At 73.3% G+C, this 26247-nt stretch carries 18 protein-coding genes; 8 read left to right on the top strand and 10 right to left on the bottom strand.

The annotated features are described in order from the left end of the window. Window positions 1–158: 158 nt before the first annotated feature. Together IEY61_RS00505 and IEY61_RS00500 are read right to left on the bottom strand one after the other, a co-directional pair. Window positions 159–2669 carry a bifunctional FO biosynthesis protein CofGH gene (locus IEY61_RS00505; protein ID WP_189040214.1) on the bottom strand — a complete coding sequence of 837 codons (2511 nt, stop codon included), beginning with the start codon at window positions 2667–2669 and terminating at the stop codon, window positions 159–161. Between the two features lie 73 nt (window positions 2670–2742). Further along, window positions 2743–3858, bottom strand: coding sequence for a hypothetical protein (locus IEY61_RS00500; RefSeq protein ID WP_189040213.1), 1116 nt, complete (start codon window positions 3856–3858; stop codon window positions 2743–2745). Between the two features lie 98 nt (window positions 3859–3956). On the opposite strand from IEY61_RS00500, the gene cofD reads away from it, so the two are divergent. Genes cofD through IEY61_RS00485 form a run of 3 tightly spaced genes read left to right on the top strand, consistent with a single transcriptional unit; the run spans window position 3957 to window position 6630 of the window. Then, window positions 3957–4904: a 2-phospho-L-lactate transferase gene (gene cofD / locus IEY61_RS00495; RefSeq protein ID WP_189040212.1), complete on the top strand. Its 948-nt coding sequence runs from the start codon at window positions 3957–3959 to the stop codon at window positions 4902–4904. Beyond that, the gene (locus IEY61_RS00490; RefSeq protein ID WP_189040211.1) at window positions 4901–5989 is read left to right on the top strand and encodes a coenzyme F420-0:L-glutamate ligase; all 1089 of its coding nucleotides are present in this window, start codon (window positions 4901–4903) and stop codon (window positions 5987–5989) included. The genes cofD and IEY61_RS00490 overlap by 4 nt, the downstream gene beginning before the upstream one ends. A 23-nt stretch (window positions 5990–6012) precedes the next feature. Further along, complete coding sequence (locus IEY61_RS00485; protein WP_189040210.1) at window positions 6013–6630, top strand: NUDIX hydrolase; 618 nt, start codon at window positions 6013–6015, stop codon at window positions 6628–6630. Here IEY61_RS00485 and IEY61_RS00480 read toward each other — a convergent pair. Both IEY61_RS00480 and IEY61_RS00475 read right to left on the bottom strand, forming a co-directional pair. Continuing rightward, window positions 6599–7690, bottom strand: coding sequence for a mannose-1-phosphate guanylyltransferase (locus IEY61_RS00480; RefSeq protein WP_189040209.1), 1092 nt, complete (start codon window positions 7688–7690; stop codon window positions 6599–6601). The two genes, IEY61_RS00485 and IEY61_RS00480, sit on opposite strands and share 32 nt — an antisense overlap. A gap of 48 nt (window positions 7691–7738) precedes the next feature. Beyond that, window positions 7739–8884 carry a glycosyltransferase family 4 protein gene (locus IEY61_RS00475; RefSeq protein WP_189040208.1) on the bottom strand — a complete coding sequence of 382 codons (1146 nt, stop codon included), beginning with the start codon at window positions 8882–8884 and terminating at the stop codon, window positions 7739–7741. Window positions 8885–9033: 149 nt separating this feature from the next. Between IEY61_RS00475 and IEY61_RS00470 the strand changes: the two genes are divergently transcribed. After that, window positions 9034–9723, top strand: coding sequence for a TIGR03089 family protein (locus tag IEY61_RS00470; RefSeq protein ID WP_189040207.1), 690 nt, complete (start codon window positions 9034–9036; stop codon window positions 9721–9723). An 80-nt stretch (window positions 9724–9803) separates the two neighbouring features. On the opposite strand, the gene IEY61_RS00465 is transcribed toward IEY61_RS00470, so the two are convergent. Continuing rightward, window positions 9804–11780, bottom strand: coding sequence for an acetoacetate--CoA ligase (locus tag IEY61_RS00465; RefSeq protein ID WP_189040206.1), 1977 nt, complete (start codon window positions 11778–11780; stop codon window positions 9804–9806). 175 nt (window positions 11781–11955) lie between these two features. After that, on the bottom strand, window positions 11956–12477 hold the full coding sequence (locus IEY61_RS00460) for an acyl-CoA thioesterase (protein ID WP_189040205.1): 522 nt from the start codon (window positions 12475–12477) through the stop codon (window positions 11956–11958). A 23-nt stretch (window positions 12478–12500) separates the two neighbouring features. Here IEY61_RS00460 and IEY61_RS00455 point away from each other — a divergent pair, with 23 nt between their 5' ends. Further along, window positions 12501–13148, top strand: coding sequence for a hypothetical protein (locus tag IEY61_RS00455; RefSeq protein ID WP_189040204.1), 648 nt, complete (start codon window positions 12501–12503; stop codon window positions 13146–13148). A gap of 109 nt (window positions 13149–13257) precedes the next feature. On the opposite strand, the gene IEY61_RS00450 is transcribed toward IEY61_RS00455, so the two are convergent. Continuing rightward, window positions 13258–14421, bottom strand: a complete 1164-nt coding sequence (locus IEY61_RS00450; RefSeq protein WP_189040203.1) for an acyl-CoA dehydrogenase family protein — start codon at window positions 14419–14421, stop codon at window positions 13258–13260. Window positions 14422–14671: 250 nt separating this feature from the next. Between IEY61_RS00450 and IEY61_RS00445 the strand changes: the two genes are divergently transcribed. The 3 genes from IEY61_RS00445 to IEY61_RS00435 all read left to right on the top strand — a co-directional run bounded on the left by IEY61_RS00445 (window position 14672) and on the right by IEY61_RS00435 (window position 22238). Next, window positions 14672–16099 carry a UDP-glucose dehydrogenase family protein gene (locus tag IEY61_RS00445; protein ID WP_189040202.1) on the top strand — a complete coding sequence of 476 codons (1428 nt, stop codon included), beginning with the start codon at window positions 14672–14674 and terminating at the stop codon, window positions 16097–16099. A 244-nt stretch (window positions 16100–16343) separates the two neighbouring features. Continuing rightward, entirely contained in the window at window positions 16344–21245 is a 4902-nt protein-coding gene (locus tag IEY61_RS00440; RefSeq protein ID WP_189040201.1) for an SCO7613 C-terminal domain-containing membrane protein, read from the top strand. Window positions 21246–21644: 399 nt separating this feature from the next. Continuing rightward, window positions 21645–22238 carry a hypothetical protein gene (locus IEY61_RS00435; RefSeq protein ID WP_189040200.1) on the top strand — a complete coding sequence of 198 codons (594 nt, stop codon included), beginning with the start codon at window positions 21645–21647 and terminating at the stop codon, window positions 22236–22238. Window positions 22239–22358: 120 nt separating this feature from the next. On the opposite strand, the gene purE is transcribed toward IEY61_RS00435, so the two are convergent. From purE to IEY61_RS00420, 3 genes are all read right to left on the bottom strand, one after another. After that, the gene (purE, locus tag IEY61_RS00430) at window positions 22359–22847 is read right to left on the bottom strand and encodes a 5-(carboxyamino)imidazole ribonucleotide mutase (RefSeq protein WP_189040199.1); all 489 of its coding nucleotides are present in this window, start codon (window positions 22845–22847) and stop codon (window positions 22359–22361) included. A gap of 85 nt (window positions 22848–22932) precedes the next feature. Then, window positions 22933–24117 (bottom strand): 5-(carboxyamino)imidazole ribonucleotide synthase, encoded by a 1185-nt coding sequence (locus IEY61_RS00425; RefSeq protein ID WP_189040198.1) that lies wholly within the window; start codon window positions 24115–24117, stop codon window positions 22933–22935. Window positions 24118–24170: 53 nt separating this feature from the next. Further along, entirely contained in the window at window positions 24171–26210 is a 2040-nt protein-coding gene (locus IEY61_RS00420) for a thioredoxin domain-containing protein (protein ID WP_189040197.1), read from the bottom strand. Window positions 26211–26247 lie beyond the last annotated feature (37 nt).

The raw sequence follows: 26247 nt of genomic DNA, 5'->3' as shown, positions 1-26247 counted from the left end.
GCCGACGGCGAGAGCGGCGGCGGCGCGCACGCGCCCTCGGTGGCGGACGGGGGTCGGGACGACTACCGGCGGCCCCCGCGAGGGGTGCCGGCGGTGGTCCTCGCCGCTACCGCCGCCGGCATCGACAGGTACGGCTGCCGTCCGGCGAAGGTTCGACGCTACGCGCCGACGTGACCGTACGCAGTCGTCCGCCTACGCGCCGGCCGGCCCGCCGCCGCCGCGATCGCGCGAAGCTGCTCCTCGGTACGCGCCGACCCGTTGTCCGAACCCGCCATCCGCGAGATGGTCTCCTCCATCAACGTGCCGCCCAGGTCGTTGCAGCCGCTGCGCAGCAGCTCGACGGCGCCCTCGTCGCCCAGCTTCACCCAGGAGCACTGGATGTTGTCGATCCGACCGTGCAGCAGCACCCGGGCCATCGCATGCACCGCCCGGTTCTCCCGCCAGGTCGGACCGGGCCGGGCGATGCCAGCGAGGTAGATCGGGGCGTTGGTGTGCACGAACGGCAACGCCACGAACTCGGTGAACCCGCCGGTGCGGTCCTGCACGCCGGCCAGCACCCGGAAGTGCGCCAGCCACTGCCCCGGATGGTCCACGTGGCCGTACATCATGGTGGAACTGGACCGGATGCCCAGCTCGTGGGCCGTGCTGACCACCTCGACCCAGGCGGCGGTCGGCAGCTTGCCCTTGGTCAGCACCCAGCGCACCTCGTCGTCGAGGATCTCCGCCGCGGTGCCCGGGATGGTGTCCAGACCCGCGTCGCGCAGCCCGCTCAACCACTCCCGTACCGACACGCCGGCCTTGGCCGCGGCGGTGACGATCTCCATGGGTGAGAAGGCGTGCACGTGCATCTGCGGCACCCGCGCCTTGATCGCGCGGACCAGCTCGGCGTAGACGGTCACCGGCAGCTTCGGGTCGATGCCGCCCTGGAGGCAGACCTCGCCGGCACCGGCCGCCCACGCCTCCTCGGCCCGGTCGGCGACCTGCTCCACCGACAGCCGGTACGCGTCGGCGTCGCGTTCCCGCTGGGCGAAGGCGCAGAACCGGCAGCCCACGTAGCACACGTTGCTGAAGTTGATATTGCGGTTCACCACGTAGGTGACGTCGTCGCCGACGGCGTCCCGGCGCAGCTCGTCGGCCGTGCGGCACAGCTCGTCCAGCGCCGGGCCGTCGGCGGCGAACAGCGCCAGCGCGGCGTCGGCGTGCCGGGGTTCGAGCAGCGCCGCCGGGTCCTCGGCGGCCAGCCGCAGACCGGCCCGCAGGTCGGCGTCGCCAGCCCCTACCGTCGCCTGCCGGCCGACCTTCCCGGCGACCTCGGACCAGTCGCCGTAGACGTGGTCGAAGTCGCCCCGCCGATCCTCCGTACGCCCGGTGGTGTCGATGGTGACGTGCAGGTCGGTGCGTCCGCCGTACGTCTCGTCGGGCTCCTGCCACGGCCGGCCCACCGGCCGGGCCGACTCCACCGCCAACCCGGTCTCCGGATCGGCCAGCGCACCGACGTGCGGCAGCAGGCGCGGATCCAGCCAGGGCTCGCCGGCCCGGACGTACTCCGGGTAGACGGTCAGCCGCTCGCGCAGCGTGAACCCCGCCGCGGCGGTACGTGCCGCCAACTCGTCGAGCTGCGGCCAGGGGCGCTCCGGGTTGACGTGGTCCGGGGTCACCGGGGAGACCCCGCCCCAGTCGTCGATGCCGGCCCGCAGCAGCAGGTCGTACTCGCCGGCGATCAGGTTCGGTGGCGCCTGGATGCGGGCCTTCGGACCGAGCAGCACCCGGGCCACCGCCACGGTGGCGGCGAGGTCGTGCAGCTCGGCGTCGGGCATCCCGCGCATCGCGGTGTCCGGCTTGGCCCGGAAGTTCTGCACGATCACCTCCTGGAGGTGGCCGTACTCCCGCATGGTCCGCCGGATCGCGAAGATCGCGTCCACCCGCTCGGCATGGGTCTCCCCGATGCCGATCAGGATGCCCGTGGTGAACGGGACGCCGACCCGGCCGGCGTCGTCGAGCACCCGCAACCGCACCGCCGGTTCCTTGTCCGGTGAGCCGTAGTGTGGGCCGCCCGGCTCGGACCACAATCGGGTCGCGGTGGTCTCCAGCATCATGCCCATGCTGGGCGCGACCGGCTTGAGCCGGTGCAGCTCCGACCAGGAGAGCACCCCCGGGTTCAGGTGCGGCAGCAGGCCGGTCTCCTCCAGCACCGCGACCGCGCAGGCGCGCAGATAGTCCAGGGTGGACTCGTAGCCCCGCTCGTCCAGCCACCGCCGGGCCGCCGGCCAGCGTTCCTCGGGCCGGTCGCCGAGGGTGAACAGCGCCTCCTTGCAGCCCTGCGCCGCGCCGGCGCGGGCGATGGCGAGGACCTCGTCGCGGTCGAGGAAGGCCGCCGGCAACCGGTGCGGCACGGTGGCGAACGTGCAGTAGTGGCAGCGGTCCCGGCAGAGCCGGGTCAGCGGGATGAAGACCTTCTTGGAGTACGTCACCACGCCCGGCCGACCAGCGTCCCGCAGGCCGGCGTCACGGATCGCCCCGGCGATGTCAAACAGCCGGTCCAGTGCCGCGCCCCGGGCGGTCAGCAGTGCCGACGCCTCGCCGACGTCGATCGCCCGCCCGGTGGCGGCCCGGTGCAACGCCCGCCGCACACCTGCCTCGTTCAGCGCCGGCTCGCTCCGATCAACCATCCGTCCAGCCTAGGCGCTACCGCCCGGCCCACGGTCGGCCCGTGCGCGACCGTCCCGATACGGGACTGCCTGGTCAGCTCGGGTCGATGCGCTGGGTGGCGTCGCCGTCGACGCGCGGTACCGGCTGGGTCGGCTCGGCACCCTGACGCGGGATGGCCTGGGTCGGGTCGGCCGAGGCCGGCTGCCCGAACGGCGGCGCGGCCGGTGCCGACGGTTGCGACGCGGCCGGTGCTGACGGCTGCGGCGTGGCCGGTGCTGACGGCTGCGGCGTGGCTGGTGCTGACGGCTGCGGCGGCACCGCCGGCTGGCCGTGCGGCGGCCAGGTGTGCGGCGACGAGGACGGCCCGCCGGTTACCGGCCAACCCGACTGGTCGCCACCCGAGTCACCGCCGGGCTGCCCCCCACCCGGGTGACCAGCGGGTTGGCCACTCTCCGACCACCCGCCCGACTGATCGGTCGCCGACCAACCGCCGCCCGGATAGCCGGCCTGGCCGGTGCCACCGTAAGCGCCGGGCGCGCCGGTGCCGCCATGACCACCGGGCTGAACGCTGCCGCCGTAGCCACCGGGCTGGGCGGCGCCACCGTAGCCACCGGGCTGGACGCTGCCGCCGTAAGCGCCGGGCTGGCCCCAGCCGGGCTGCGCCGGGCCGCCCTGCCAGCCCGGTTGCGGGGTGCCGTACAGGCCCGGCTCCGGCTTGGGCCGGGGCACGTGGTAGAGCCGCTGCCAGACGCTCCACACCAGGTAGCCGGCCACCGCGAACAAGGCCACCCAGGCGACCCGGGCGAGCATGCCCGTGGCGGCCTCGAACAGCTGGCCCTCGGCCAGCCGGCCGACCAACCAGACCAGCAGGGTCAGCCCGCCGAGTACCGCGCTGACCGCGTACTGGCCGAGCGCCACCTGAGTGATCAGTTTCGCCCTCGACACGACCGGCGCCAGGTGGGTCGCCAGCAGCACGGCCAGGACCGGCAGGACGATCGCCTCCAGCCCGATGAAGACGGCGGACGCGGCGCCGGCACGACTGGTCAGCGTGCTGTAGGCGCCCTGCGGCGTCACCAGCCGGATCAGGCCGACGAAGAGGAGAACGGCGTTCGCCCCCAGCAGCACGATGGCGGCCAGTTCCCGCAACGGCCGGGTCGCCTGACTGGCCTGGGTCGGGTCGCTGGGCGGGGACTCGGCGGGGCTGGTCACGTACTCTCCCTGAGGGCGAAAGCGGACAGATGCCAACGTGAGCCTAGTCTCCCCGTGCGACGCGCCGCCGAAGGCGTCACGTAGGCGAGGATGGGCGGATGCGGATCGTGGTTCTGACCGGGGGCGTCGGCGGTGCCCGGTTCCTGCTGGGCGTACGCGCGTACGCGCGGGCCGTGGGTGCCGAGGTGACCGCGGTGGTCAACGTCGGCGACGACCTGCGCCTGCACGGGCTCCGGGTCTGCCCCGACCTGGACAGCGTCATGTACACCCTGGGCGGGGGTGCCGACCCGGAGCGGGGCTGGGGACGGGTCGACGAGAGCTGGACGGTCAAGGCCGAACTGGCCGCGTACGGGGCCGAGCCGAGCTGGTTCGGGCTGGGCGACCGGGATCTCGCCACCCACCTGGTCCGCACCACGATGCTGGACGCGGGCTATCCGCTGCACCAGGTCACCGAGGCGCTGGCGACGCGCTGGCAGCCCGGCGTACGCCTGCTGCCGGCGACCGACGACCGCCTGGAGACGCACGCGATCACCGACCTCGACGGTGCGCGGCGGGCGATCCACTTCCAGGAGTGGTGGGTGCGACACCGAGCGCAACTGCCGACCCACCAGTTCGTCTTCGTCGGTGCGGATACGGCCGAGCCGGCACCCGGCGTGACGGAGGCGATCGGCGCGGCCGACGTGCTGCTGGTCGCGCCGAGCAACCCGGTGGTCAGCATCGCGCCGATCCTGGCCGTGCCCGGGCTGCGGGAGGCGGTGACCGACGGTCCGGCCCGGGTGGTGGGCGTCTCGCCGATCATCGGCGGTGCGCCGGTGCGGGGCATGGCGGACCGTTGCCTGGCGGTGGTCGGGGTCGAGTGCAGCGCCGCCGGGGTCGGCGGACTGTACGGCAGCCGGGCCACCGGCGGCCTGCTCGACGGCTGGCTGGTCGCCGAGGAGGATGCGGAAACCCTGGTGCCGGACGTGACCGTGCGTGCGGTGCCGCTGCGGATGACCGACGAGGCGGCGACGGCGGCGATGGTCCGCGCCGCGGTGGAGCTGATGTGAGACTCGAGATCCTGCCGGTGCCCGGCATCGGCCACGTGGCCGAGGGCGACGACCTGGCAGCGCTGATCGGCGGCGCGGCGCCCTGGCTACGCGACGGCGACGTGCTGGTGGTGACCAGCAAGATCGTCTCCAAGGCGGAGGGGCGTCTGGTGGACGTCCCGGCCGACGGCCCGGAACGGCAGGCCGCTCGGGACGAGGTGCTGGCGGCGGAGACCGTGCGGGTGGTGGCGGCCCGGGGCACGACCCGGATCGTGCAGACCCGGCACGGCTTCGTGATGGCCTCCGCCGGCATCGACGCCTCCAACGTCGACAAGACCCGGCTGGTGCTGCTCCCCGAGGACCCGGACGCCTCGGCCCGGGCGCTGCGGGCCGGGCTGCGGGAGCGGTACGGCGTGGACGTGGCGGTGGTCGTCAGCGACACCATGGGCCGGCCCTGGCGCAACGGGCTCACCGACGTGGCCCTCGGCGTCGCCGGGATGGATGCCATCCGCGACCACCGGGGCGAGATCGACCCGTACGGCAACGAGCTGGTGCTGACCCAGATGGCGGTGGTCGACGAGCTGGCCGCCGCCGGCGAACTGATCAAGGGCAAGTGCGACCAGATGCCGGTGGCGGTGATCCGGGGCTACCTGACCGCACCGCTGCCCGGGGACGGCGAAGGGGCGGGGGTCCTGGTCCGGGACGCCTCGATGGACCTGTTCTCGCTCGGCACCGCCGAGGCGAGGGCGGCCGGGTTCGTCGCCGCCGCCACCCTGCCGGACCAGCCGGGCAGCACCCCACCCGACCCGGAGACGGTACGCCGGGCGATCGCCTCGGTCGCCGACGTGGTCGCGCCCGGCACGGTCTTCATTCCGGTCACCGACGACGACGTACGCGCCGGCCTGGTCGCCACGGTGCCCGGCTGGCCGGCCGAGGCCACCGCGCTGGTGCTCTGCTCCCCACCCACCCCGGCCGGGCAGGCCCAGCTGGTCCGCTTCGGCGCCGACGTCCAGCGCCTGCGGACCGCCCTCGCGGCGCAGAACGTCCCCTCCCAACTACTCCCCCCACCCGCCGCCACCACCGCCGCCGCCGCCCTCGCCCTCTGAGCTGACGTGAAAGGAAGGGCCCCTTGTTAACGCCTCGTGTACTAAAAGGGCCCCCTTCTAACATCGGCGGCGGAGCCTGGCCGTTGCTGCACGCCGACGCGGTGTCGGCGCTGAGCCGGTGGGAGCCCACCGGGGCGGAGGCCGCTACCGCCCGGGACCGCACCCTCGACCTGCTGGCCGCCGGGCCGGCGGCGATGAGCCGCGAGCACCGGGCCGGTCACGTCACCGCCAGCGCGCTGGTCTTCGACGCGACCGGTTCCCGGGTGCTGCTCTGCCTGCACTGCAAGTTCCAGAAGTGGGTGCAGCTCGGCGGGCACTGCGAGCCGGGCGACCGGACCCTGGCCGGAGCCGCGCTGCGCGAGGCGACCGAGGAGTCCGGCATCGCCGGCCTGCGGGTGGACCCGGTGCCGATCGACGTGGACGTGCACCCGGTGCGCTGCCAGGGCGGGTCGCTGCACTACGACGTCCGCTTCGCCGTCGTCGCGCCGGCCGGCGCGGTGGAGCGGGTCAGCCCGGAGTCCGAGGCGCTGGGCTGGTTCCCGCCCGACCGGCTGCCGGACCCGCTGGCCGGCGGGACCGCCCGGCTCGTCGCACCCGGGCTGGCCGCCTTCAGACGAGCTTCTCCTCACCCCGCGCCTTGAGCTCGTCCACGATCGCCTTGACGTCCTGGGCACGGTCGCGGGGGCAGACCAGCAACGCGTCCGGTGTGTCGACCACGATGAGATCCCGTACGCCGACGCCGGCCACCAGCCGCCCGGACTGCGGTACGACCACCACGCCGCTGCTGTCGTGCAGCAGCACCTCGGCCTTGGTGTCTCCCCCGAGCAGCACGTTGCCGTCGGCATCCGCCGGCAGCACCTCCCCGAGCGTGTGGAAGTCACCCACGTCGTTCCAACGGAAGTCGCCCGGCACCGTCGCCACCCGGCCGGCGCTGGCCGCGCCCTCCATCACCGCGTAGTCGACCGAGATCTTCGGCAGCGTCGGCCAGACCGCGCCGAGCACGTCGTCCTGCTCGTCGGTGCCCCAGGCCGCGGCGATCGCGGTGACGCCGGTGTGCAGGGCGGGCTGCTGGCGGGCCATTTCGGCGAGGAACGCCGACACCCGCCAGACGAACATGCCGGCGTTCCAGAGGTACCGGCCGGAGCGCAGGTACGCCTCGGCCACCTCGGCGGTCGGCTTCTCCTTGAACTCGACGACCGGGCACATCGGGCCGTCGCCGACCGGTTCGCCGGTCTGGAGGTACCCGTACCCGGTCTCCGGCCGGGTCGGGGTGATTCCGACGGTCATCAGCAGCCCTTGCTCGGCACCGCGGACCGCCTCCCGGACCGTGTCCGCCCACCGCTGCGGGTCGCCGATCAGGTGGTCGGCGGCGAACGAGCCCATGACGGCGTCCGGATCCCGTACGGCGATCACCGCCGCGGCCAGCGCGATGGCGGCGCAGGAATCCCGTGGCGAGGGCTCGACCAGGATGTTCTCCTCCGGCAGGCCGGTCAACTGGCGGGCCACGGCTGCGGCGTGGGCCGCACCGGTGACCACCATGGTGCGCTCCGGGGTGGTCAGCGGCGCCGCCCGCTGCACCGTCGCCTGGAGCAGCGAGGCGGACGTGCCGGTGAACGGATGGAGAAACTTGGGATGGCTGGCACGGGACAGCGGCCACAACCTTGTGCCGCTGCCACCCGCCGGAATGACGACATAGATCACCAGGACATCATGCCCGAACCGCCCGGAGCGGACGCCTCGGTTGCGGCGTCACGCTCTGGCCCGGGACCACGCGGCGATGTGCACCTCGGCGCTGGACTCCCAGGTGAAGTCCTTGGCCCGGTCGAATCCGGCCTTGGCCAGCGACAGCCGGCGTGGCTCGTCGTCGAGCAGTGCGGCCAGGTCGGCGGCGATCTGGTCCGGGTCCTCGCTGGTGTACGCGACCGCGTCGCCACCCACCTCGGGCAGCGAGAGCCGGGGCGTGGTGAGCACCGGGGCCGCGCACGCCATCGCCTCCAGGATCGGCAGGCCGAAGCCCTCCCCGTACGACGGGTAGGCGGCGACCAGGGCGCCACCCAGGAATCCGGGCAGGTCCGCGTAGCGCAGATAGCCGGGGCGCAGCAGCCGCAGGTGCGGCGGCACCACGGCCACCGCCCGGTCGATGTCGTCGTCGTGCCCCTGACCGCCGGCGATGACCAGCGCGGGCGGATCCTGCCGGTCGGCCACCGCCCGGGCCCAGCCCCGGATCAGGTTCGGTACGTTCTTGCGCGGTTCCTTGGCACCGAGGAACGCGACGTAGCTGCCGTCGCCGAGGCCGAGGCGGGCGCGTACCCGGGCCTTCTCCTCGTCGCCGGGGGCGTGGAAGGCGGTGTGGTCGACGCCGTGGTACGCGACGTCGATCCGGGTCGGGTCGGCGTCGAGCAGCCGGATCAACTCGTCCCGGGTCGCCTTGCTCGGCACGATCACCCGGCCGGCGCGGCGCAGCGAGGTCTTGATGGCGCTGCGGAAGAACGTCCGACGGGACTTGTCGTAGTGCTCCGGCTCGGTGAAGAAGGTCGCGTCGTGCACGGTCACCGTGACCGGGCACCCGGCCCGCAACGGGCAGGTGTAGAACGGTGAGTGCAGCACCTCTGCCCCGACCTGCTGAGCGAGCAGCGGCAGGCCGGTCTGCTCCCAGGCGAGCCGGGCGGGCCGGTGCGCGACGGCGGCGGGCGCGGGGACGATCTCCGCGCCGGGCAACATCCTGCGGTAGCGCTCCAGATCGGTGCGGAGACTGACGACGACCAGGTCCACCGCCGACCCGCACACCTTGCCGAGGGCGCCGAGCAGGCCATCGACGTATCTACCGGCGCCGCCACGGTCGGCGGGGACACTCGTGGCGTCGATGAGCACGCGGGGCGGGCGACCGGCGGTCACTGGGCGACTCCTTGCGGCGGCGGACTGTGGGGAAGAACACTCCAGGCAAGCCTACGCCGGAGCCGGATGCGGACGCTGACTGCGACCCGACGGTACGCAGACTTGTCGCTGTCATCGGATACGTCGCCGAACGCGTATCGTTCGCGCCGATGGCCGACAACATTGCCCGGGTCCTCGCCGACACGATCGCGGCCGACCCGGCCCGCCCCCTGCTGACCTGGTACGACGACGCCACCGGCGAGCGCACCGAACTCTCCGGCGCGACTCTGGCGAACTGGGTGGCCAAGACCGCCAACCTGCTCGTCGACGAGTTGGGCCTCGGCCCCGGCGACACCGCCGCCGTGCTGCTCCCGCCGCACTGGCAGACCGCCGCGGTGCTGCTGGGCTGCTGGTCGGCCGGGCTGACGGTGACCGACCAGCCGGGCGACGTGGACGTGCTCTTCGCCGCCGTCGACCGGGTCGCCGAAGCGGAGGCCTGGCCGGCCGGCGACCGGTACGCCCTCGCACTGCACCCGTTCGCGCTGCCGCTGCGGGAGGCGCCGGCCGGCTTCGCCGACTACGTGACCGAGGTACGCGCGCACGGCGACCACTTCGGGGCGTACCCCTCGGGTGGCCCGACCCATGCGGCGCTGCGGGCCCGCGCGACCGCCCGCGCCACCGACCTGGGCATCACCCCGGGCGGCCGCCTCCTGATCGACGTGGACGCCCTGCCCGACCCCGTCGACTGGCTCCTGGCTCCGCTCACCGCCCGCGCCAGCCTGGTCCTCACCGCCCACCCCGACCCGGCCCGTCTCCCCACCCGCCGCTCAACGGAGCGAACCACCCACACCCTCCCCTGACCCGCCATCAACCCGGTTGATCATGAGGTTAGCGGCGAAGTTGATCTCTTTAACTGCCGCTAACCTCATGATCAACACGGTCAGGGGCCAGCGGGGGTGCGGTGGTGGGCCAGGGCGGCGAAGGCCGTGAGGGACTCGGGGTTGGCCAGGGCGCCCTTGGCAGCGGCCTGGTCGACGGGGGTGCCGGTGAGGATCTTCTTGACCGGGACCTCCAGCTTCTTGGCCGACAACGTACGCGGGACGGCCCCGACCTGGTGGATCTCGTCGGGAACGTGCCGGGGAGACAGGGCGGTACGCAGCTCGCGGCAGATCTTCCGGCGCAACTCGTCGTCGAGAGCCAGCCCCTCGGCGAGCACCACGAACAGCAGCAGCTCACCGGCGCCACCCTGGTCGTCCTCCAGGTGCACCACCACCGAGTCGACGACCTCGTCCAGCCCCTCCACCACCGAGTAGAACTCGGCGGTGCCCAACCGCACGCCGCCGCGGTTCAGGGTGGCGTCGGAGCGGCCGGTGATCACACAACCGCCCCGCGAGTTGATGGTGATCCAGTCACCGTGCCGCCACACCCCGGGGTAGACGTCGAAGTACGCCTCTCGATAGCGCACACCGTCCGGGTCGTTCCAGAAGCCCACCGGCATGCTCGGCATCGGCTCGGTGATCACCAGCTCACCCAGCTCACCGATGACGGGAGTGCCGTCGGGTGACCGGGCCTCCACCTTGGCACCGAGCGCCCGGCAGGTGATCTCCCCGGCGTGCACGGGCAGCAGTGGCACCCCGCCGACGAACCCGGTGCACACGTCGGTGCCGCCGGAGAGCGACTGGAGTTGCAGGTCGCTGCCGACCGCGTCGTACACCCAGGTGAAACCCTCGGCGGGCAGCGGCGCGCCGGTGGAGCCGAGCCCGCGCAGCGCGGACAGGTCGGCGATCTCCCGCGGCACCAGGCCGGCCTTGCGGCAGGCCAGCAGGAAGGGCGCGGAGGTGCCGAGGTACGTGGCGCCGGTCTGCTCGGCCAACCGCCACAGCGTGCCCAGGTCGGGATGGCCCGGGTTGCCGTCGAAGAGCACGATCGCCGCGCCCACCGCCGGAGCGGAGACCAGGAAGTTCCACATCATCCAGCCGGTGGTGGTGAACCAGAAGAACCGGTCGGCGGGCCCGAGATCGTGGTGCAGGGCGAGCATCTTCAGGTGCTCCAGCAGGATGCCGCCGTGACCGTGCACGATCGGTTTGGGCAGCCCGGTGGTGCCGGAGGAGTAGAGCACGTAGAGCGGGTGGTCGAACGGCACCGGAGCGAAGCTCGTCGGCTCGTCGGTCTCCGCGGCCAGTTCCGTCCAGGCCAGTGCGCCGTCCGGTGCCGGAGCATCCGGGTCGAGGTAGCCGATGGCGACGGTGTGCCGCAGCGAGGGCAGCGCGGCCCGGATCGCGGCCACCTCGGCACGCCGGTCCACCGGCTTGTCGCCGTAGCGGTAACCGTCCACCGCCACCAGCACCTTCGGCTCGATCTGCTGCCAGCGGTCGGTGACGCTGCGGGTGCCGAACTCGGGCGCGCAGGAGGAGAAGACGGCGCCGAGGCTGGCCGTGGCGAGCAGCAGCACGTACGTCTCGGGGATGTTCGGCGCGTACGCGGCCACCCGGTCCCCGGAGGTGACGCCGAGCCGGCGCAGCCCGGCGGCCACCCGGCGGACCTGCTCGCGCAGCTGCGCGGCGGTGAGCACCACCGGCTCGCGGGTCTGCCCGTGCGCGATGACCACCGGGGCGTCGTCGGCCTTGCCGGGCATCCGCAGCACGTTCTCGGCGTAGTTGAGCGTGGCGCCGGGGAACCATCGGGCGCCGGGCATGGCACGCTCGACGAGGGTGGCGGTCGGCGGGGTGTGCGCGACGACGTCGAAGTGGTCCCAGATCGAGCGCCAGAAGGCGTCCGGGTCGGTGACCGACCAGCGCCACAGCGCGTCGTAGTCGGCGAACTGGAGCCCGCGATGCTCGGCCAGCCAGCGCAGGTACGCCCCGATCCGCGACCGCTGGAGCACGTCCGCCGGTGGCGTCCACAGCACGTCAGTCACTGGTCCATTCCTCCCCAGGCCCGGCACGGCGCTGTGCGGTGGGCCGCGGCGCCATCCTGCCCTACCTCGAAGCGCCATTCTCCACACCCGACCCCGGCCAGCGCATGTGCCCGGCCCACATAAGAAGCAAGGAAGGGCCCCTTCTTAACGCCTGCGGTAGTAAAAGGGCCCCCTCTTAACGCGGCTCACGCCGAGCCGCCTGGATGGCGCGGCGGCGGGCCAGCCGGTGCTCGCGGCGGATCTCCGCCTCCCGCCAGCGGCGTTCGTCCTCCGGTGTCTCCGGCAGCACCGGCCGCACCGGCCGCGGCGCGCCGCCCACCTCCACGCCGACGAAGACGAGGTACGCGGTGGCCACCCGCACGGGCGCCTCCTCGGCCGAGTCCCAGCGCTCGGCCATCACCCGTACGCCGGCCTCCATCGAGGTCTGCCCGGTCCAGTTCACCTGGGCGTACGCGTGCACCAGGTCACCCACCCGGACCGCCTCGGAGAAGACGATCTCATCGATCGCGGCGGTGACCGCCGTACCTCCGCTGTGTCGGGCCGCCGCCGCCCCGGCGACGTCGTCGACGAACTTCATCAGCACGCCGCCGTGCACGGTTCCGTAGAGGTTCACGTCGACCGCGGTCATGATCCGGCTGAGCGTTACCCGGGAGTACGACGTCGGTTTGCCCGGCATGGCGGAAGGGTGCTCGGTCATGCCGGAAACGGTACGGTGCGCGGATGCGACATCTGTGGAGCTTCCTCGCCGGGTTGGTGGTGGCGCCGGTCACCTGGGTGCTGGTCACCCTCGGGCAGGACGGATCGGCCGGCACCGTCGATCGGTGGGTGGAGATCGGCACATCCAACACGGCCAACCTCATCGAGCCGGCCGTCTATCTCGCCGTCGGCGGCATCGTGCTGGGCCTGCTCGGCACGCTGCGCATCTCGCCGCTCGGTCCGCTGGTGGCCGGGCTACTGCTGGTCACACCGTACGTCGGGCTGTTCGTCTCGCCGTTTCGGGTCCGCCAGCGCATCCCGGACGGCTGGGAGTTCCTCGGCGACCCACTGCCGCTGCGACTGCCGGTGGAGAACGGAACGCTCTTCCTGATCGGCGTGCTGTTGCTGATGGCGACGTTCAGCGGGCAGCGCTGGCGGCGCTGGCCCCGACCGGCCGCCGCGCCGGTGTCGGCGGCGGAGGCAGCGCCCCAGGATCCGGCCCTGACCGAGTGGCCACCAGCCTCGGCGGAACAGGACACCACCCCGCTGAGCCTGGGCTACCCGGAGTCGGACCCGACGCCGACCGAGCCGCTGCCGCGCCGCACCAGCGGCGCTTCGCCGTGGTCGGCCCCGCCGGGCAGCCTGCCCCGGCGGGACGACGCCGTCAACTGACCGCACGCCACCTCGCCCACCCCGCCCGGCCGCAGACCGCCGGGCGGGGCAGCGGTGGTGCCACTCCCGGAACCCGGCCTGCCCGCGAACCGGGTCGTCCTGAACCCCGTCAGCCCTTGAGCAACTGGCGGGCCATCACGATGCGCTGCACCTGGTTGGTGCCCTCGTAGATCTGGGTGATCTTGGCATCACGCATCATCCGCTCGACCGGATAGTCCCGCGTGTACCCGTAGCCGCCGAGCAACTGCACCGCGTCAGTGGTGATCTCCATCGCGGCGTCGGAGGCGAAGCACTTGGCCGCCGCGCCGAAGTAGGTCAGATCGGCGTCGCCGCGCTCGGACCGGCCGGCCGCGGCGTACGTCAACTGCCGGGCCGCCTCCAGCTTCATGCCCATGTCGGCGAGCATGAACTGCACGCCCTGGAACTCGGCGACCGCCTTGCCGAACTGCTTGCGCTCGGCGACGTACCCCTTGGCGTAGTCGAGCGCGCCCTGCGCGATGCCGACGGCCTGCGCGGCGATGGTGACCCGGGTGTGGTCCAGGGTCTTCATCGCGGTGGCGAAACCGCTGCCCTCGGCGCCGATCATCCGGTCCGCCGGGATCCGGACGTTGTCCAGGTAGACCTCGCGGGTCGGGGAGCCCTTGATGCCGAGCTTCTTCTCCGGCGCACCGAAGCTGACGCCCGGATCGGACTTCTCGACCACGAAGGCGGAGATCCCTCGGGACCGCGCACCCGGGTCGGTGACGGCGAAGACGGTGTAGAACTCGGAGACCCCGGCGTTGGTGATCCACCGCTTCACGCCGTTGAGCACCCAGTGGTCGCCGTCGCGTACCGCCCGGGTGGTCATCGACACCGCGTCGCTGCCGGCCTCCGGCTCGGAGAGGCAGTACGAGAACATGGCCTCCCCGGCGGCGACCGGAACCAGGTAGCGCCGCTTGAGTTCCTCGGCGCCGGCCAGCAGCAGCGGCATGGTGCCGAGCTTGTTGACCGCCGGGATGAGCGAGGACGAAGCGCAGGCCCGGGCCACCTCCTCGATCACGATGGCGGTGGCCAGCGCGTCCGCCCCGGCGCCGCCGTACTCCACCGGGATGTGTGGCGCGTGGAAATCGGCGGCGCGCAGGGCGTCGTACGACGCCTTGGGAAACTCGCCGGTCTCATCGGCCTCGGCGGCGTGTGGAGCCACCTTCGCTGTACAGACCTCACGGACAGCGTCCCGGATCGCCTCGTGTTCCTCGGGCAACCGGTACACGTCGAACGACTGCTCTGCGGCCATGTCGGCCCCTCCCCTTCACCGCTATCATGCGCAGTCGGTAGCGTCGCCTGGACGCCCACCGCGCAGACTGAAGGATAACGACCACAGCTCAGGTGATATTACCGGCGCGTAGGCTCAGCCATGACGGAGCACCGACGCCGCTCGGCGATGATTGGACCAGAGACATAGACCACCACTGCGGTGCCCCGCCAGGTGCCTCAGCGGAACGCGACGCGACCACGCGGCGCCAGTGCGAGCGGAGATGACAGGCGTGACCATCCCGTACCCGAACACCCAGCCGATGCCCGCCATCGCCGCGGTGACACCCCCGTCGGGCGCCTCCCGTCCCCGGGTGACCTTTCTCGGTACCGGCTACCTCGGCGCGACCTACGCCATCTGCTACGCAGAACTGGGTTACGAGGTGCTCGGCTACGACGTCGACGCCGACAAGATCGCGAAGCTGAACGCCGGCGAGGTGCCGATCCACGAGCCCGGCCTGGACGAGCTGCTCCGGCGCAACCTGGCCGCCGGACGGCTGCGGTTCAGCACCGACATCGCCGAGACCGCCGAGCACGGCGACGTGCACTTCATCTGCGTCGGCACCCCGCAGCGCGCCGACGGGATGGGCGCCGACCTGTCGTACGTCGAGGCGTCGGTCACCAGCCTGGCCCAGCACCTGACCCGCAAGGCGCTGATCGTCGGCAAGTCCACCGTCCCGGTCGGCACCGCCGAATGGGTGGAGCAGCTGGTCGGCAAGCACAGCCCGGCCGATCTCGGCGTCGAGGTGGCGTGGAGCCCCGAGTTCCTCCAGGAGGGCTTCGCCGTCGACGACGTCCTGCGGCCGAACCGGATCGTGGTCGGCGTCAAGAGCGAGTGGGCCAACGGCATGCTGTACGCCGCGCACAAGGGCCTGTTCGACCTGGCCGCCACCGAGGACCGCGAGGTACCCATGGTGGTCACCGACTTCGCCACCGCCGAACTGGTCAAGGTCGCCGCGAACGCCTTCCTGGCCACCAAGATCTCCTTCATCAACGCGATGGCCGAGGTCTGCGAGGCCGCCGGCGGCGACGTCACCCAACTGGCCCGGGCCATCGGGTACGACCCCCGCATCGGCAACCGCTTCCTCCAGGCCGGGCTCGGCTTCGGCGGCGCCTGCCTGCCCAAGGACATCCGCGCCTTCCAGGCCCGCGCCCAGGAACTCGGCGCCGGCGAAGCACTCCGCTTCCTCCACGAGGTCGACCTGATCAACCTGCGCCGCCGCACCCGGGTGCTCCACCTCGCCGCCGAACTGCTCGGCCGCCGGTCCGGCCCGGCCGGCCCGGACCTGTCCGGCACCCGCATCGCGGTGCTCGGCGCGACCTTCAAACCCAACACCGACGACGTACGCGACGCGCCCGCCCTCGCCGTCGCCGCGCTACTGCACAAGGCCGGCGCCGACGTGCACGTCCACGACCCGCAGGGCATGGAGAACGCCCGCCGGGCGGTGCCGGAGCTGACCTACGAACCCGGCATCAACGAGGCGGTCGCCGACGCCGACCTGGTCTGCGTGCTCACCGAGTGGGCGGAATTCCGCAACGCCGACCCGAGCCTCCTCGGCGACCTGGTCGCCGGGCGCCGGGTGATCGACGCACGCAACTGCCTCGACTCGGCACTGTGGACGCAGGCGGGCTGGGAGTACCGGGGGTTGGGGCGGCCTTGATCTCGCCGTCGTGGGGGTTTTCCGGGGAAGCCCACCCGCTCCGGGCGGTCAGGCTTGATCCCTGCGCGGGCGGGCTTCCCCGGAAAACCTGACTTCCGCGGCCGCCGCGATCGGCGCTGACGTCTTTGTCGGCGTGTGTCCTGCCTCTTGGGGGCAGCGCTGACCCGCCGACAACGGTCGAATCCGGGCCGGCCTTGGGGCATGCTGCGACAGTGGGATTCCACAGTGCGGGTGGAGGGGTGTCGTGGCGACCTTTCAGTGCTCCTCGTGCGGCCAGGAGATCAAGCCTGCGGTCCGCTGCCCGCGCTGCGGTGCACACCAGCCACAGTGGGCCGAGCACCTGGCGGACATCGAGCGGTCCATCGCGGAGATGAAGGCCCGTGAGGCCGCCATCGCCAGCGAGCAACGTCAACTCGCCGCCAAGATGCAGGCCGCGCTCTTCCAGCGCGACATCCTCTCGCACGCCGGCAGCACCGGGGAGGAGCGGCTCAAACAGGCCACTCGGCCCCGCCGCGTCATGCGGCGCCGACCACCACGCCGCCCGCCGTCCGACGCGGCGCCCCCGCCACCACGGGTGCCCCGACAGGAAACGGTGGAGGATCCGCCGCCACCCGTCGACCCCGTCTGGTTGGCGGCCGACGACCCCGAGCATCCGCCGGAGGCGTCCTCCCGGGAGGTCCAGAACATCCCCCTCGGCCTCGGCGCGCTGCTGCTCGGCGTGGCCGCGGTGGTCTTCGCCGTGGTCGCGACCAGCTCGATGGACGCGCTGATCCGCCTCGGCATCCTCCTGCTCGCGACCGTACTCATGCTGCTCGCCCCGCCGGCCCTGGTCCGGCGAGGGCTGACCTCCACCGCCGAGACCATCGCCGCGGTGGGCCTGCTGCTGATGCCGCTCACCGGGTACGCGCTGTGGGCGGTGGACCGGACCGGCGGCAACCCTTTTGTCTCCGGTCCGGTCTTCACCGGAGTGGTCTTCGCGGTCACCGCCGCCGTCTCCGTCGGGTACGCCGGCTGGACCCGGCTGCGCGCCCCGCGGTTCGCCACCGTGCTGGCCGCCCAACCGGTGCTGCCACTGCTGGCGTACGACCACGTCAACGGCCCGGCGGGCTGGGCGCTGGTGCTGACCGTGGTGGCCGTCCTCGACCTCTGGCTGGCCCGCTCCCCGGTCACCGTGGAACGGCCGCTCGCCGAGGAACCGGCCCCAACCCCGCCCGGCCGGACGCGCCCGCCCCGCCAGCGGAAGACCGAGGGGCGGCCCGAGGGCTCCCCGGAGGAGTCCGGCGAGGTGCTCGAACCCACCGTCGGCAGCCCGGCGACCGCGGCGACGCGTCCCGTGCCCGGGCTGCGGCCGCTGACCTGGGCGCTGCACGGGGTCGCCGTGGTCCTCGCCCTCGGGTACGCGGTGACCGCCCTGTTGCAGACCGCCACCGTGGCCGGTGCGATCGGCGTCGGTCTGGTGTTGCTGCTGGCCGCCGCTGTCTGCCTCGCCGGCACGCTGACGCTGCGGCAGCCGCCCCTGCCCGACATCGGCGCCGGCGTGTTCACCCTCGCTGTCATCGGTGCCCTGGGCCGGATCGCCTCGGTGGCGCTGCCCGGCCGCTCGCTGCTGCTGATCGCGGCCGTCATCACGGTCACCGGCCTGGCCGTACGCGCGGTGCCCGAGTCCGCCCGTCGCGGGCCGCAGTTGGCCGCCGCGGTGGCGTTGACGGTCAGCGGGGCGGTGGTCGCCGGCAGCGCCCTACGCGCCGGGATCGCCCCGATCCAGGCCGCCCTGCCGGCCTGGAACGCCGACCTCGACCGGTACCCCGCCGAGCTGGCCGCCGCGGTGGGACCGGCCGCCTGGCAGCTCGCCACCAGCGCCTTCCTGCTGACCGTGGCCGCGGTACTGGCCCTGCCGCCGGAAATCCGTCGCGAGTTCGCGGTGACCGGCGCCGCCCTGACCGCCCTCGCCGCACCCGCCTCGTTCGGCCTGTCCTGGGCGATGGCGCCGTGGCCGATGGTGCTGACCGCGATCGGGATCGGGGCGGCCGGCCTGTCGGCCCGTACCCTCCGAGCGGCACTGGCGCACGCGGTGGCCGCCGCCGGCATCGGACTGGCCGGTGCCAGCGCCGCCCTGGCCCGGCCGGCGCTGACCGCCGCCGTGCTACTCACCCTCGTCGTGGCCGGTGCCCTGATCGCCGCCGCCCCCCGCATCCGGCTCGCCCCGGCCACCGCGGACACCGTCTCGGCCTGGGCCGCGGGCGGCGCGGCCTTCGCGCTGCCGGGGGCGGTGGCCGCGTTCGTCGCCGCCATCGGGCCGGCCGGCCCCACGCTGACCCCGGCGAGCCTGCGCGAGGCGACCGTGCCGGTGCTGGCCGCGAGCTTCCTCGCCGTCTGCGTCACGCTCGGCTACGCCGCCGTCGTCCAGGTGTCCCAGCGGCACATCCCGGCACCCCTGTCAGTGGGCACCGGCCTCGGCGCGCTGGTGGTCGCCGCCGCCGGATTCGGCGCACCGGGTGCCACCGTGGCCGACGCATGGGTCGCCGCCCTGGTGCTGGTCTCCGCCGTACTCCTCTTCCTCGCCCCCTCGATCGACGCCGGCCGGCGCGCCGACCTGAACCTCGACGGTTCCGACCTGGCGGCCGCCGCGGTGACCGCCGCCCTGGTCGCCACCCTGCTGCGGATCGGCACGGTGCTCGCGCCGGGCGGGCAACTCGCCGTCGCCGCCGCGCTGGTCCTGGTGGTCGCGGTGGCCGCGCGGGCGATGCCGGAACAGTGGCGGAGAGGACCGGTGCTCGGCCTGGTGGTCGGCGGCGTGCTGATCGGGCTGCTGGCCGGCTGGATGGCCCTGCGCGGCGGGGTCGGCGTGCTGGCCACCCCCGGCCCGATCTGGCACGGTGACCTCAGCGGCTGGCCGGCCGCGCCGACCGGCGGCACGACCTGGCAGGGCCCGCTCGCCCTGCTCCTGCTCGCGCTGGCCGCCGGCATCCTGCTGCCATCGCCCTGGCGCTACGACGTGTCCGGCGCTGCGGTCGTGCTGGCCACCATCGGCGCCGCGGCCGCCTTCGACCTGTCGTGGTGGTCGCCGGTTCTGATCGGCGGCACGGTCGCCGCCATCTTCGGGATGGCCGCCGTCGCCTCCCTCGACCCCCGGGCCGCGCTCTCCCGGATCACCGTCGCCGGGGTGGTCGCGTTGCACGCGGCCGGCGCCGGCCTGGTACGCCCATGGACCACCGCGCTGGCGCTGGCCAGCATCGTGCTGATCGGCGCGGTGGTGGCGGCACTGGCCCGCGTCACCGCCGAGCCGCTCGTGGACGACATCCAGGTGGAGGGAATGCCGCCGCATCTGGCACAGATCGGCGGAGCGGGCACCGGGACCGCCCTGCTGGCGCTGCCGGGCGCCATCGCCGCGGTGGCCGCCGAGTTCGGCCACCCGCCTCAGGTGATGCTTACCGCCGGCCTGGCCGCCTCCAGCCTCGGCCTGGCCACGGTGGCCGCGTTCCGCCGGCAGGTCCCGCAGTACCTGCCGTGGGCGAGCGCCGGTGTGGTCGGCGGTGCGACGGTGACCGCGCTGGCCGCCGTACCCAACCACCTGCCGGCCGGTGTGTACGCCGCCGCGGCAGCCCTGCTCGGGGTGCTCGCCGAACTGGTCCGGGGTGCGACCGAACCGCCGGCCGGCGCGGCACAGCCCGTCCGCCGCTGGTCCGTGCTGCTGGACGGGGCGCTGCGGCGGCTGCCCGACGACGGCACCCGGCGCCGGTGGCGAGTGAGCCCGGCCGCGGGAGCGCTGGCCGCGGCCGCCCTACCGACCGTGCTGGCGCTGGTCTCCATCGCCCCGGCGTTGCTGGCCGCGCTGGTCGATCCGCACCGTACGCTCAGCCGGATCTGGCAGGGTCCGCCGTCGGAGCTGCTCGCCCCGCCGCCGGCCGCAGTCAACCCGACGCACGTGCTCACCGCGCTGCTGCTCACCGTGACGGCAGCCCTGGCGGCCACCGGGTTCAGCGGGGGCCGGCGTACCCGGGCAGTACCGGTGGTCCTGCCCGGCACCGCGGTCACCCTGTTGATCGCCCCGATCGCGCTCGGCGCCGGCTGGCCGGCGAGCACGCTCGCCGCGTTGACGGTGTTCGTCATCTCGATGCTGGGGCTGGCGCTGACGCCACCCCCGCCCATCGAGGAACCGGCCCGCTCGCTGCGGCTGGCCCGGGTACTCGTCTTCGTGATCGGCCTCGCCGCCGGTGGCGCCGGCCTGGCCGGCAGCCTCACCACCCGGGAACTGACCCTGCTCACCCTCGGCGGCGCGGTCGGCGTCGGCCTGGTCGCGGCGTTGTTCGGCGTCACCTCCCGAGCGCGCATCCTCGGCTGGTTGTTCGCGTCCCTGATGGCCCAACTCTTCGTGCTCACCGCAGGCCTGGTGGCCGGGCTCGCCCCGGTCTGGTCCGCCTTCGGGGTGCTCGCGGTGGGCGCGGCGTTGCAGGTCTTCGCCGCCACGCTGCCCTGGCTGCGCCGGCCGGAGGCGCGACGCGAGGCGGCGACGGTGGAATGGAGCGGGTACGCCGCCGCGCTGATCGCGCTGGCGCTGGCCTTCGACTCGCCGAGGCACATCGCCGCCCTGCTGGCCGCCTGGGGCGCCGTCCTCGGGCTCGCGGCGACCCGGCCCGGTCGCCGGCCGGCGGAGCGCCGGATCCTGTTCTGGGCGGTGGTGGGCTGCGAAATCACCGCCTGGTGGATCCTGATGCGGGTCGCCCACGTGGCGCTGCCCGAGGCGTACACGCTGCCCTTCGCCGCGCTCGCGCTGTTGGTCGGCGTCCTGGAACTGCGTCAGCGAGCCGACCTGAGCAGCTGGGTGGCGTACGGACCGGCGCTGGTGGCTGCCTTCGTGCCCACCCTGGCCATCGTGCTGGCCACCGATTCGAGCACGCTACGTCAGGTGTTGCTGCTGCTCGGCGCGGTCGCCGTACTGGTCTTCGGGTCGATGAGTCAGCAGCAGGCCCCGGTGATCGTCGGCGCGGTGGTCACCGCCATCGCGGCGGTGCACGCGTTGTTCAGCCTCGGGCCGTGGCTGGCGTTGATCCCGGTCGGCTTCCTGCTGCTGATCCTCGGTGCCAGCAACGAGCGCCGCCGCCGTGCCCAGGAACGCCTCCAGACCGCGCTGCGCGGTATGCGCTGACCCGTCACCGGTGACCGGAATGTGCGGTATGAGGCAGGTCCGCGTAGACCGGCGGTGCGGTTCGCGGAATGCCGGGCCGCCGGGCGGCGTTGAACCGGGTGGCTGACCGAACAGGGCCTTGCCTCGCGGCCGCCTTCGTCCGCCAGCGCAACCTCGTGGCGGGCGGCCGATCCGATCTCCGGCCGAGCGAACGGGCCATCGTCCCGTGGCGGGCAGCCGGTCCGATCCCCCGGGAATCCCCGCCCCCGGTCAGTCGTTGGACATGACCCGGCGCCGCGACGAGCCACCTGGCCCGCGAGCTGACCGGACTTTCCTTCCCCTTGAGCGCCGGACGGTGCTTGCGCATCCAAAAGCCGACCCCCATCGGCGGGTGCGCCAACCCCCGAATGGAGCTTCATCATGAACACGATGATCCGTAAGGTCGTTCTCGGTGTCGCTGGTATGGCCTTCGTCGGTGGTCTGGCCGCCGGCCCACTGAACCACGCCACGACCGAGACCACCCCGACCACCACCAACCCGGTCACCGCCGTCGCGCAGGCCGACAAGCCGGACGCCGGCAAGCTGATGCCGCATGGTGTGCAGGGCAAGCAGTCGCGGATCGACCTGAACGACGAGCAGGTCGGTAACGTCAAGGCGATCATCGCCGCGACGAAGAAGACGGGCATGGACGAGCGTGCCGCCGTGGTCGCGATCGCCACCGCGTTCCAGGAGTCGAAGCTGGAGAACCTGGGTCACCTGGGTGAGCGTAACGATCACGACTCGCAGGGCCTGTTCCAGCAGCGCCCGTCCAGCGGGTGGGGCACGGTCGAGCAGATCACCGACCCCGAGTACTCCACCACCGCCTTCCTGAAGGGCCTCAAGCAGGTCGACGGCTGGCAGGACATGCCGCTGACCATGGCCGCCCAGACGGTGCAGGTGTCGGCGTACCCGGACCACTACGCCCAGTGGGAGCAGCAGGCCGCTGACCTGGTCGCCCAGCACTGGAACAGCTGACCCCGGAGCATCATCGAACTGGCCGGCACCCCACCCGGGGTGCCGGCCGTTTCGGCGTCTGTCCCACCCGGGCGACATCGCGTGGCGCCTGCCGCTGCGGTGTTAAGAAGGGGCCCTTCCTTACAGCGAAGCGCGGAGGGCGGCGTCTTTTTCGGCTACCAGTTGTTCGAGGTCGGCCTGGTAGGCCGACATCCGGTCGAGCAGGGCCGGGTCCGACGCGCCCAGGATGCGGACGGCGAGCAGCCCGGCGTTGCGGGCGTTGCCGATCGACACGGTGGCCACCGGCACGCCGGCCGGCATCTGCACGATGGACAGCAGCGAGTCCATGCCGTCGAGGTGCTTCAGCGGCACCGGAACGCCGATCACCGGCAGTGGGGTGACCGAGGCGACCATGCCGGGCAGGGCAGCCGCGCCACCCGCGCCGGCGATGATCACCTTGAGGCCCCGTCCGGCGGCGGCCCGACCGTAGTCGATCATCTTGACCGGGGTGCGGTGCGCCGAGACCACCTCGACCTCGTACGGCACCTCGAACTCGGCGAGCACCTCGGCAGCCGCCTTCATCGTCGGCCAGTCCGAGTCGCTACCCATGATGACGCCAACGGTGCTCACGCCACTTCCCTCCTCGTTCGCCGCTACCCGATCCGCCAGGTCACCCCGTGGGCCGTCGCCGTTCGCCGACCCGGGCCCGCGAGACTCACTCACCGGTGCCGTCACGGAGCCACCGGGCAGCGCGGGCGGCCCGGCCGCGTACCTCGTCCAGGTCGGCACCGAGGACCGTGACGTGCCCGATCTTGCGGCCGGGACGCACCTGCTTGCCGTAAAGGTGCACCCGGGCGGTGGGTTCAGCGGCGAAGAGGTGGTGCAACCGCTCGTCGACCGGCATCCCGCCGGACTCGCCGCCGAGCACGTTCGCCATCACCACCACCGGCGCGGTCAGCGACGTGTCGCCCATCGGGTAGTCCAGCACCGCCCGCAGGTGCTGCTCGAACTGCGACGTTCTGGCACCCTCGATGGTCCAGTGCCCGGAGTTGTGCGGGCGCATCGCCAGCTCGTTGACCACGATCCGGCTGCCGCCCGGCGCGGCCGGATCGGCCACCTCGAACAGTTCCACCGCCAGCAGGCCCACCACCCCGAGCTCGGTGGCCAGGTCGATGGCGAGCTGCTGCGCGGCGACCGCAAGCTCCTCCGGCAGGCTGGGGGCGGGGGCCAGCACCTCCACGCAGATCCCGTCCCGCTGCACCGTCTCCACCACCGGATAGACGGCGACCTGCCCGAACGGCGAGCGGGCCACCTGCACGGCCAGTTCCCGGCGCAACGCCACCCGCTCCTCGACGATGAGTTTCGTGCCACCGGCGAGCAGGGTCTCCGCGAGGTCGGCGGCGGCCACCGCGTCGGTGACCGGCCAGACGCCCCGGCCGTCGTACCCGCCGCGCGCCGCCTTGAGCATCACCGGCCAGCCCACCTCGTCACCGAAGGCCGCCAGGTCGGCCGGTGACCCGACCGGTCGCCAGGCGGGGCTCGGCGCGCCCAGCGCACCGAGCCGCTCCCGCATCACCTGCTTGTCCTGGGCGTGCACCAGCGCGTCGGCCGGCGGGAACAACTTCACCCCCTCGCCGGCCAGGGCGCGGATGTGTTCGGTCGGAACGTGCTCGTGGTCGAAGGTGACGACGTCGCAGCCCTTGGCGAAGGTACGCAGCGCGGTGAGATCGGTGTGGTCGCCGTACTGGACGTCGGCGGCGACCAGGGCCGCCCCGTCGTCCGGCGTGAGCGCGAGCACACGCAGCGACTGGCCGAGGGAGATCGCGGCCTGGTGGGTCATCCGGGCCAGCTGGCCACCGCCCACCATGCCGACAACAGGCAGACCGGTACGGGAATCCATAGCGGCGCCAGCCTATCCGGGCCGGTCGGGGAGCCGACCGGCGGACACCGGTCTCACGTCAGCTGCGCCACCAGGTCCTCGACGCCGGTGACCGGCCGCTGGCAGACGAAACCCCGGCAGACGTACGCGGCGGGCCGGTCGTCGAGCAGGGGGCGACCGGCCAGCAGCGGCACGCCGGGCTGGTCGGGCTGGCCGGCGACGATCACCGCGCCGGGCGGGGCGTGCCGGTACGCCGCCACGACCAGCGGATCATCAGCCGGGCTCCCGGTGGCCACCGCGATCTCGTACGGCCCGGAGAGCAGCGCCTCGCCCACCGTCGCCGCGTACCCGGTGAACCGGGCGTGCCGCCCGACGATCGGCGCGACGGTCGCCAACGCCGCCTCGGCCGCCTCCCGGTAGCGGTTCTCCCCAGTCAACGCCGCGTACGTCACCAGGGCGGCGACGATCGCGGACCGGCCGGAGGGGGTGGCGTTGTCGGTCGGGTCGGCCGGCCGGGCCACCAACTGCTCCGCGTCGTCGGCCGTGTCGTAGAACGCGCCGCCCGGCGCGGCGAAGTGCGCCAGGGCGGCGTCGAGCAGTTGCCCGGCCAACTCCAGCCACCGCCCCTCGCCGGTGACCTGGTGCATGGCGCAGAACGCCTCGGCCACGCAGCCGTAGTCCTCCAGCACCCCGACCGGCTCGCCGACCCGACCGTCCCGGGAGGCGCGGCGCAGCCGCCCGTCCACCACGTGCACCCGGGCCAGGTATTCGGCGGTGTCCCGCATCGCGCCGTCGGCGACGATGACCACCCCCTCCAGCAGGTTCGACTCCCCTTCGTCGCCGATCCGGCCGGAGGTCTCGACGAGCCGGACGAACTCGGCGAGCGCGGTGACCGCCAGCCCGTTCCAGGCGGCCACCACCTTGTCGTCACGGGCCGGCTGCGGACGGGTGTCCCGGGCGGCCAGCAGCCGGCGGACCACGTCCTGCCAGCGGCCGCGTACCTCCGGGTCGGCGTCGTCGACGTCGCGGGCCAGCCGCAGCACGCTCATGCCCTTCTCGAAGGTGCCGGCGTCGGTGACCGCGAACAGGTCGGCGGCCCAGCGGCCGTCCTCCTCGCCGAGCGCCTCGACCAGCTGGGCCGGGGTCCAGGCGTAGGTGAGCCCCTCGACGCCCTCGGTGTCCGCGTCCAGCGCGGAGGCGAAGCCCTGACCGGGCCGGTGCAGCTCGTCGGCGAGGAACCGGGCGATGTCCCGGGCCACCCGCAGCGCCAGCGCGTCCCCGGTGAACCGCCACAGCTGGGTGTAGACCCGCAGCAGCAGGGCGTTGTCGTAGAGCATCTTCTCGAAGTGCGGCACGGTCCAGTGCGCGTCCACCGAGTACCGGGCGAAGCCGCCGGCGAGCTGGTCGTGGATGCCGCCCCGGGCCATCGCCTCGCAGGTGTGCCGGACGATTTCCAGGCTCCGCGGCGAGCCGGTGCGCTGGTGGTGACGCAGCAGGAAGAGCAGGTTCATGTGCGGCGGGAACTTCGGTGCCCCGCCGAACCCGCCGTTGACCTCGTCGTACTCGCTGGCCAGCTGGTCGGCGGCGGCGTCGAGCAGGTCGACGGTGAGCGGGGCGGTGGGGCCGCCCACGGCCTGGGCGCCGCCGATCGCCTCGACCACCGCGGCGCCCTGGCGCAGCACGGCGTCGCGCTGCTCCCGCCACGCGGTGCCGACCGACTCGAGCAGACGGAGGAAGTTGGGGCGAGGGAAGTACGTCCCGCAGAAGAACGGAGTGCCGTCCGGCGTCGCGAAGACCGTCATCGGCCAGCCGCCCTGGCCGGTCATGGCCTGGGTGGCGGTCATGTAGACGGCGTCGACGTCGGGCCGCTCCTCGCGGTCCACTTTGATCGACACGAAGCCCTCGTTCAGCAGCTTGCCGACGGTCTCGTCCTCGAACGACTCGTGCGCCATCACGTGACACCAGTGGCAGGCGGAGTAGCCGACCGAGATGAGCACCGGCACGTCCCGCCGTTTCGCCTCGGCGAACGCCTCCTCGCACCAGGGCCACCAGTCCACCGGGTTGTCGGCGTGCTGGAGCAGATAGGGGCTGGTGGCGTCCGCGAGTCGGTTCACCCGACGACCATATCCAGCCCGGCAATCGGCCGCCGGT

Origin of the sequence: Micromonospora sonchi (assembly GCF_014646235.1) — a bacterium.
GTDB lineage: Bacteria > Actinomycetota > Actinomycetes > Mycobacteriales > Micromonosporaceae > Micromonospora > Micromonospora sonchi.
The sequence above is the reverse complement of the archived record's forward strand: the minus strand, read 5'-3'. Positions and strand labels throughout refer to the sequence as shown.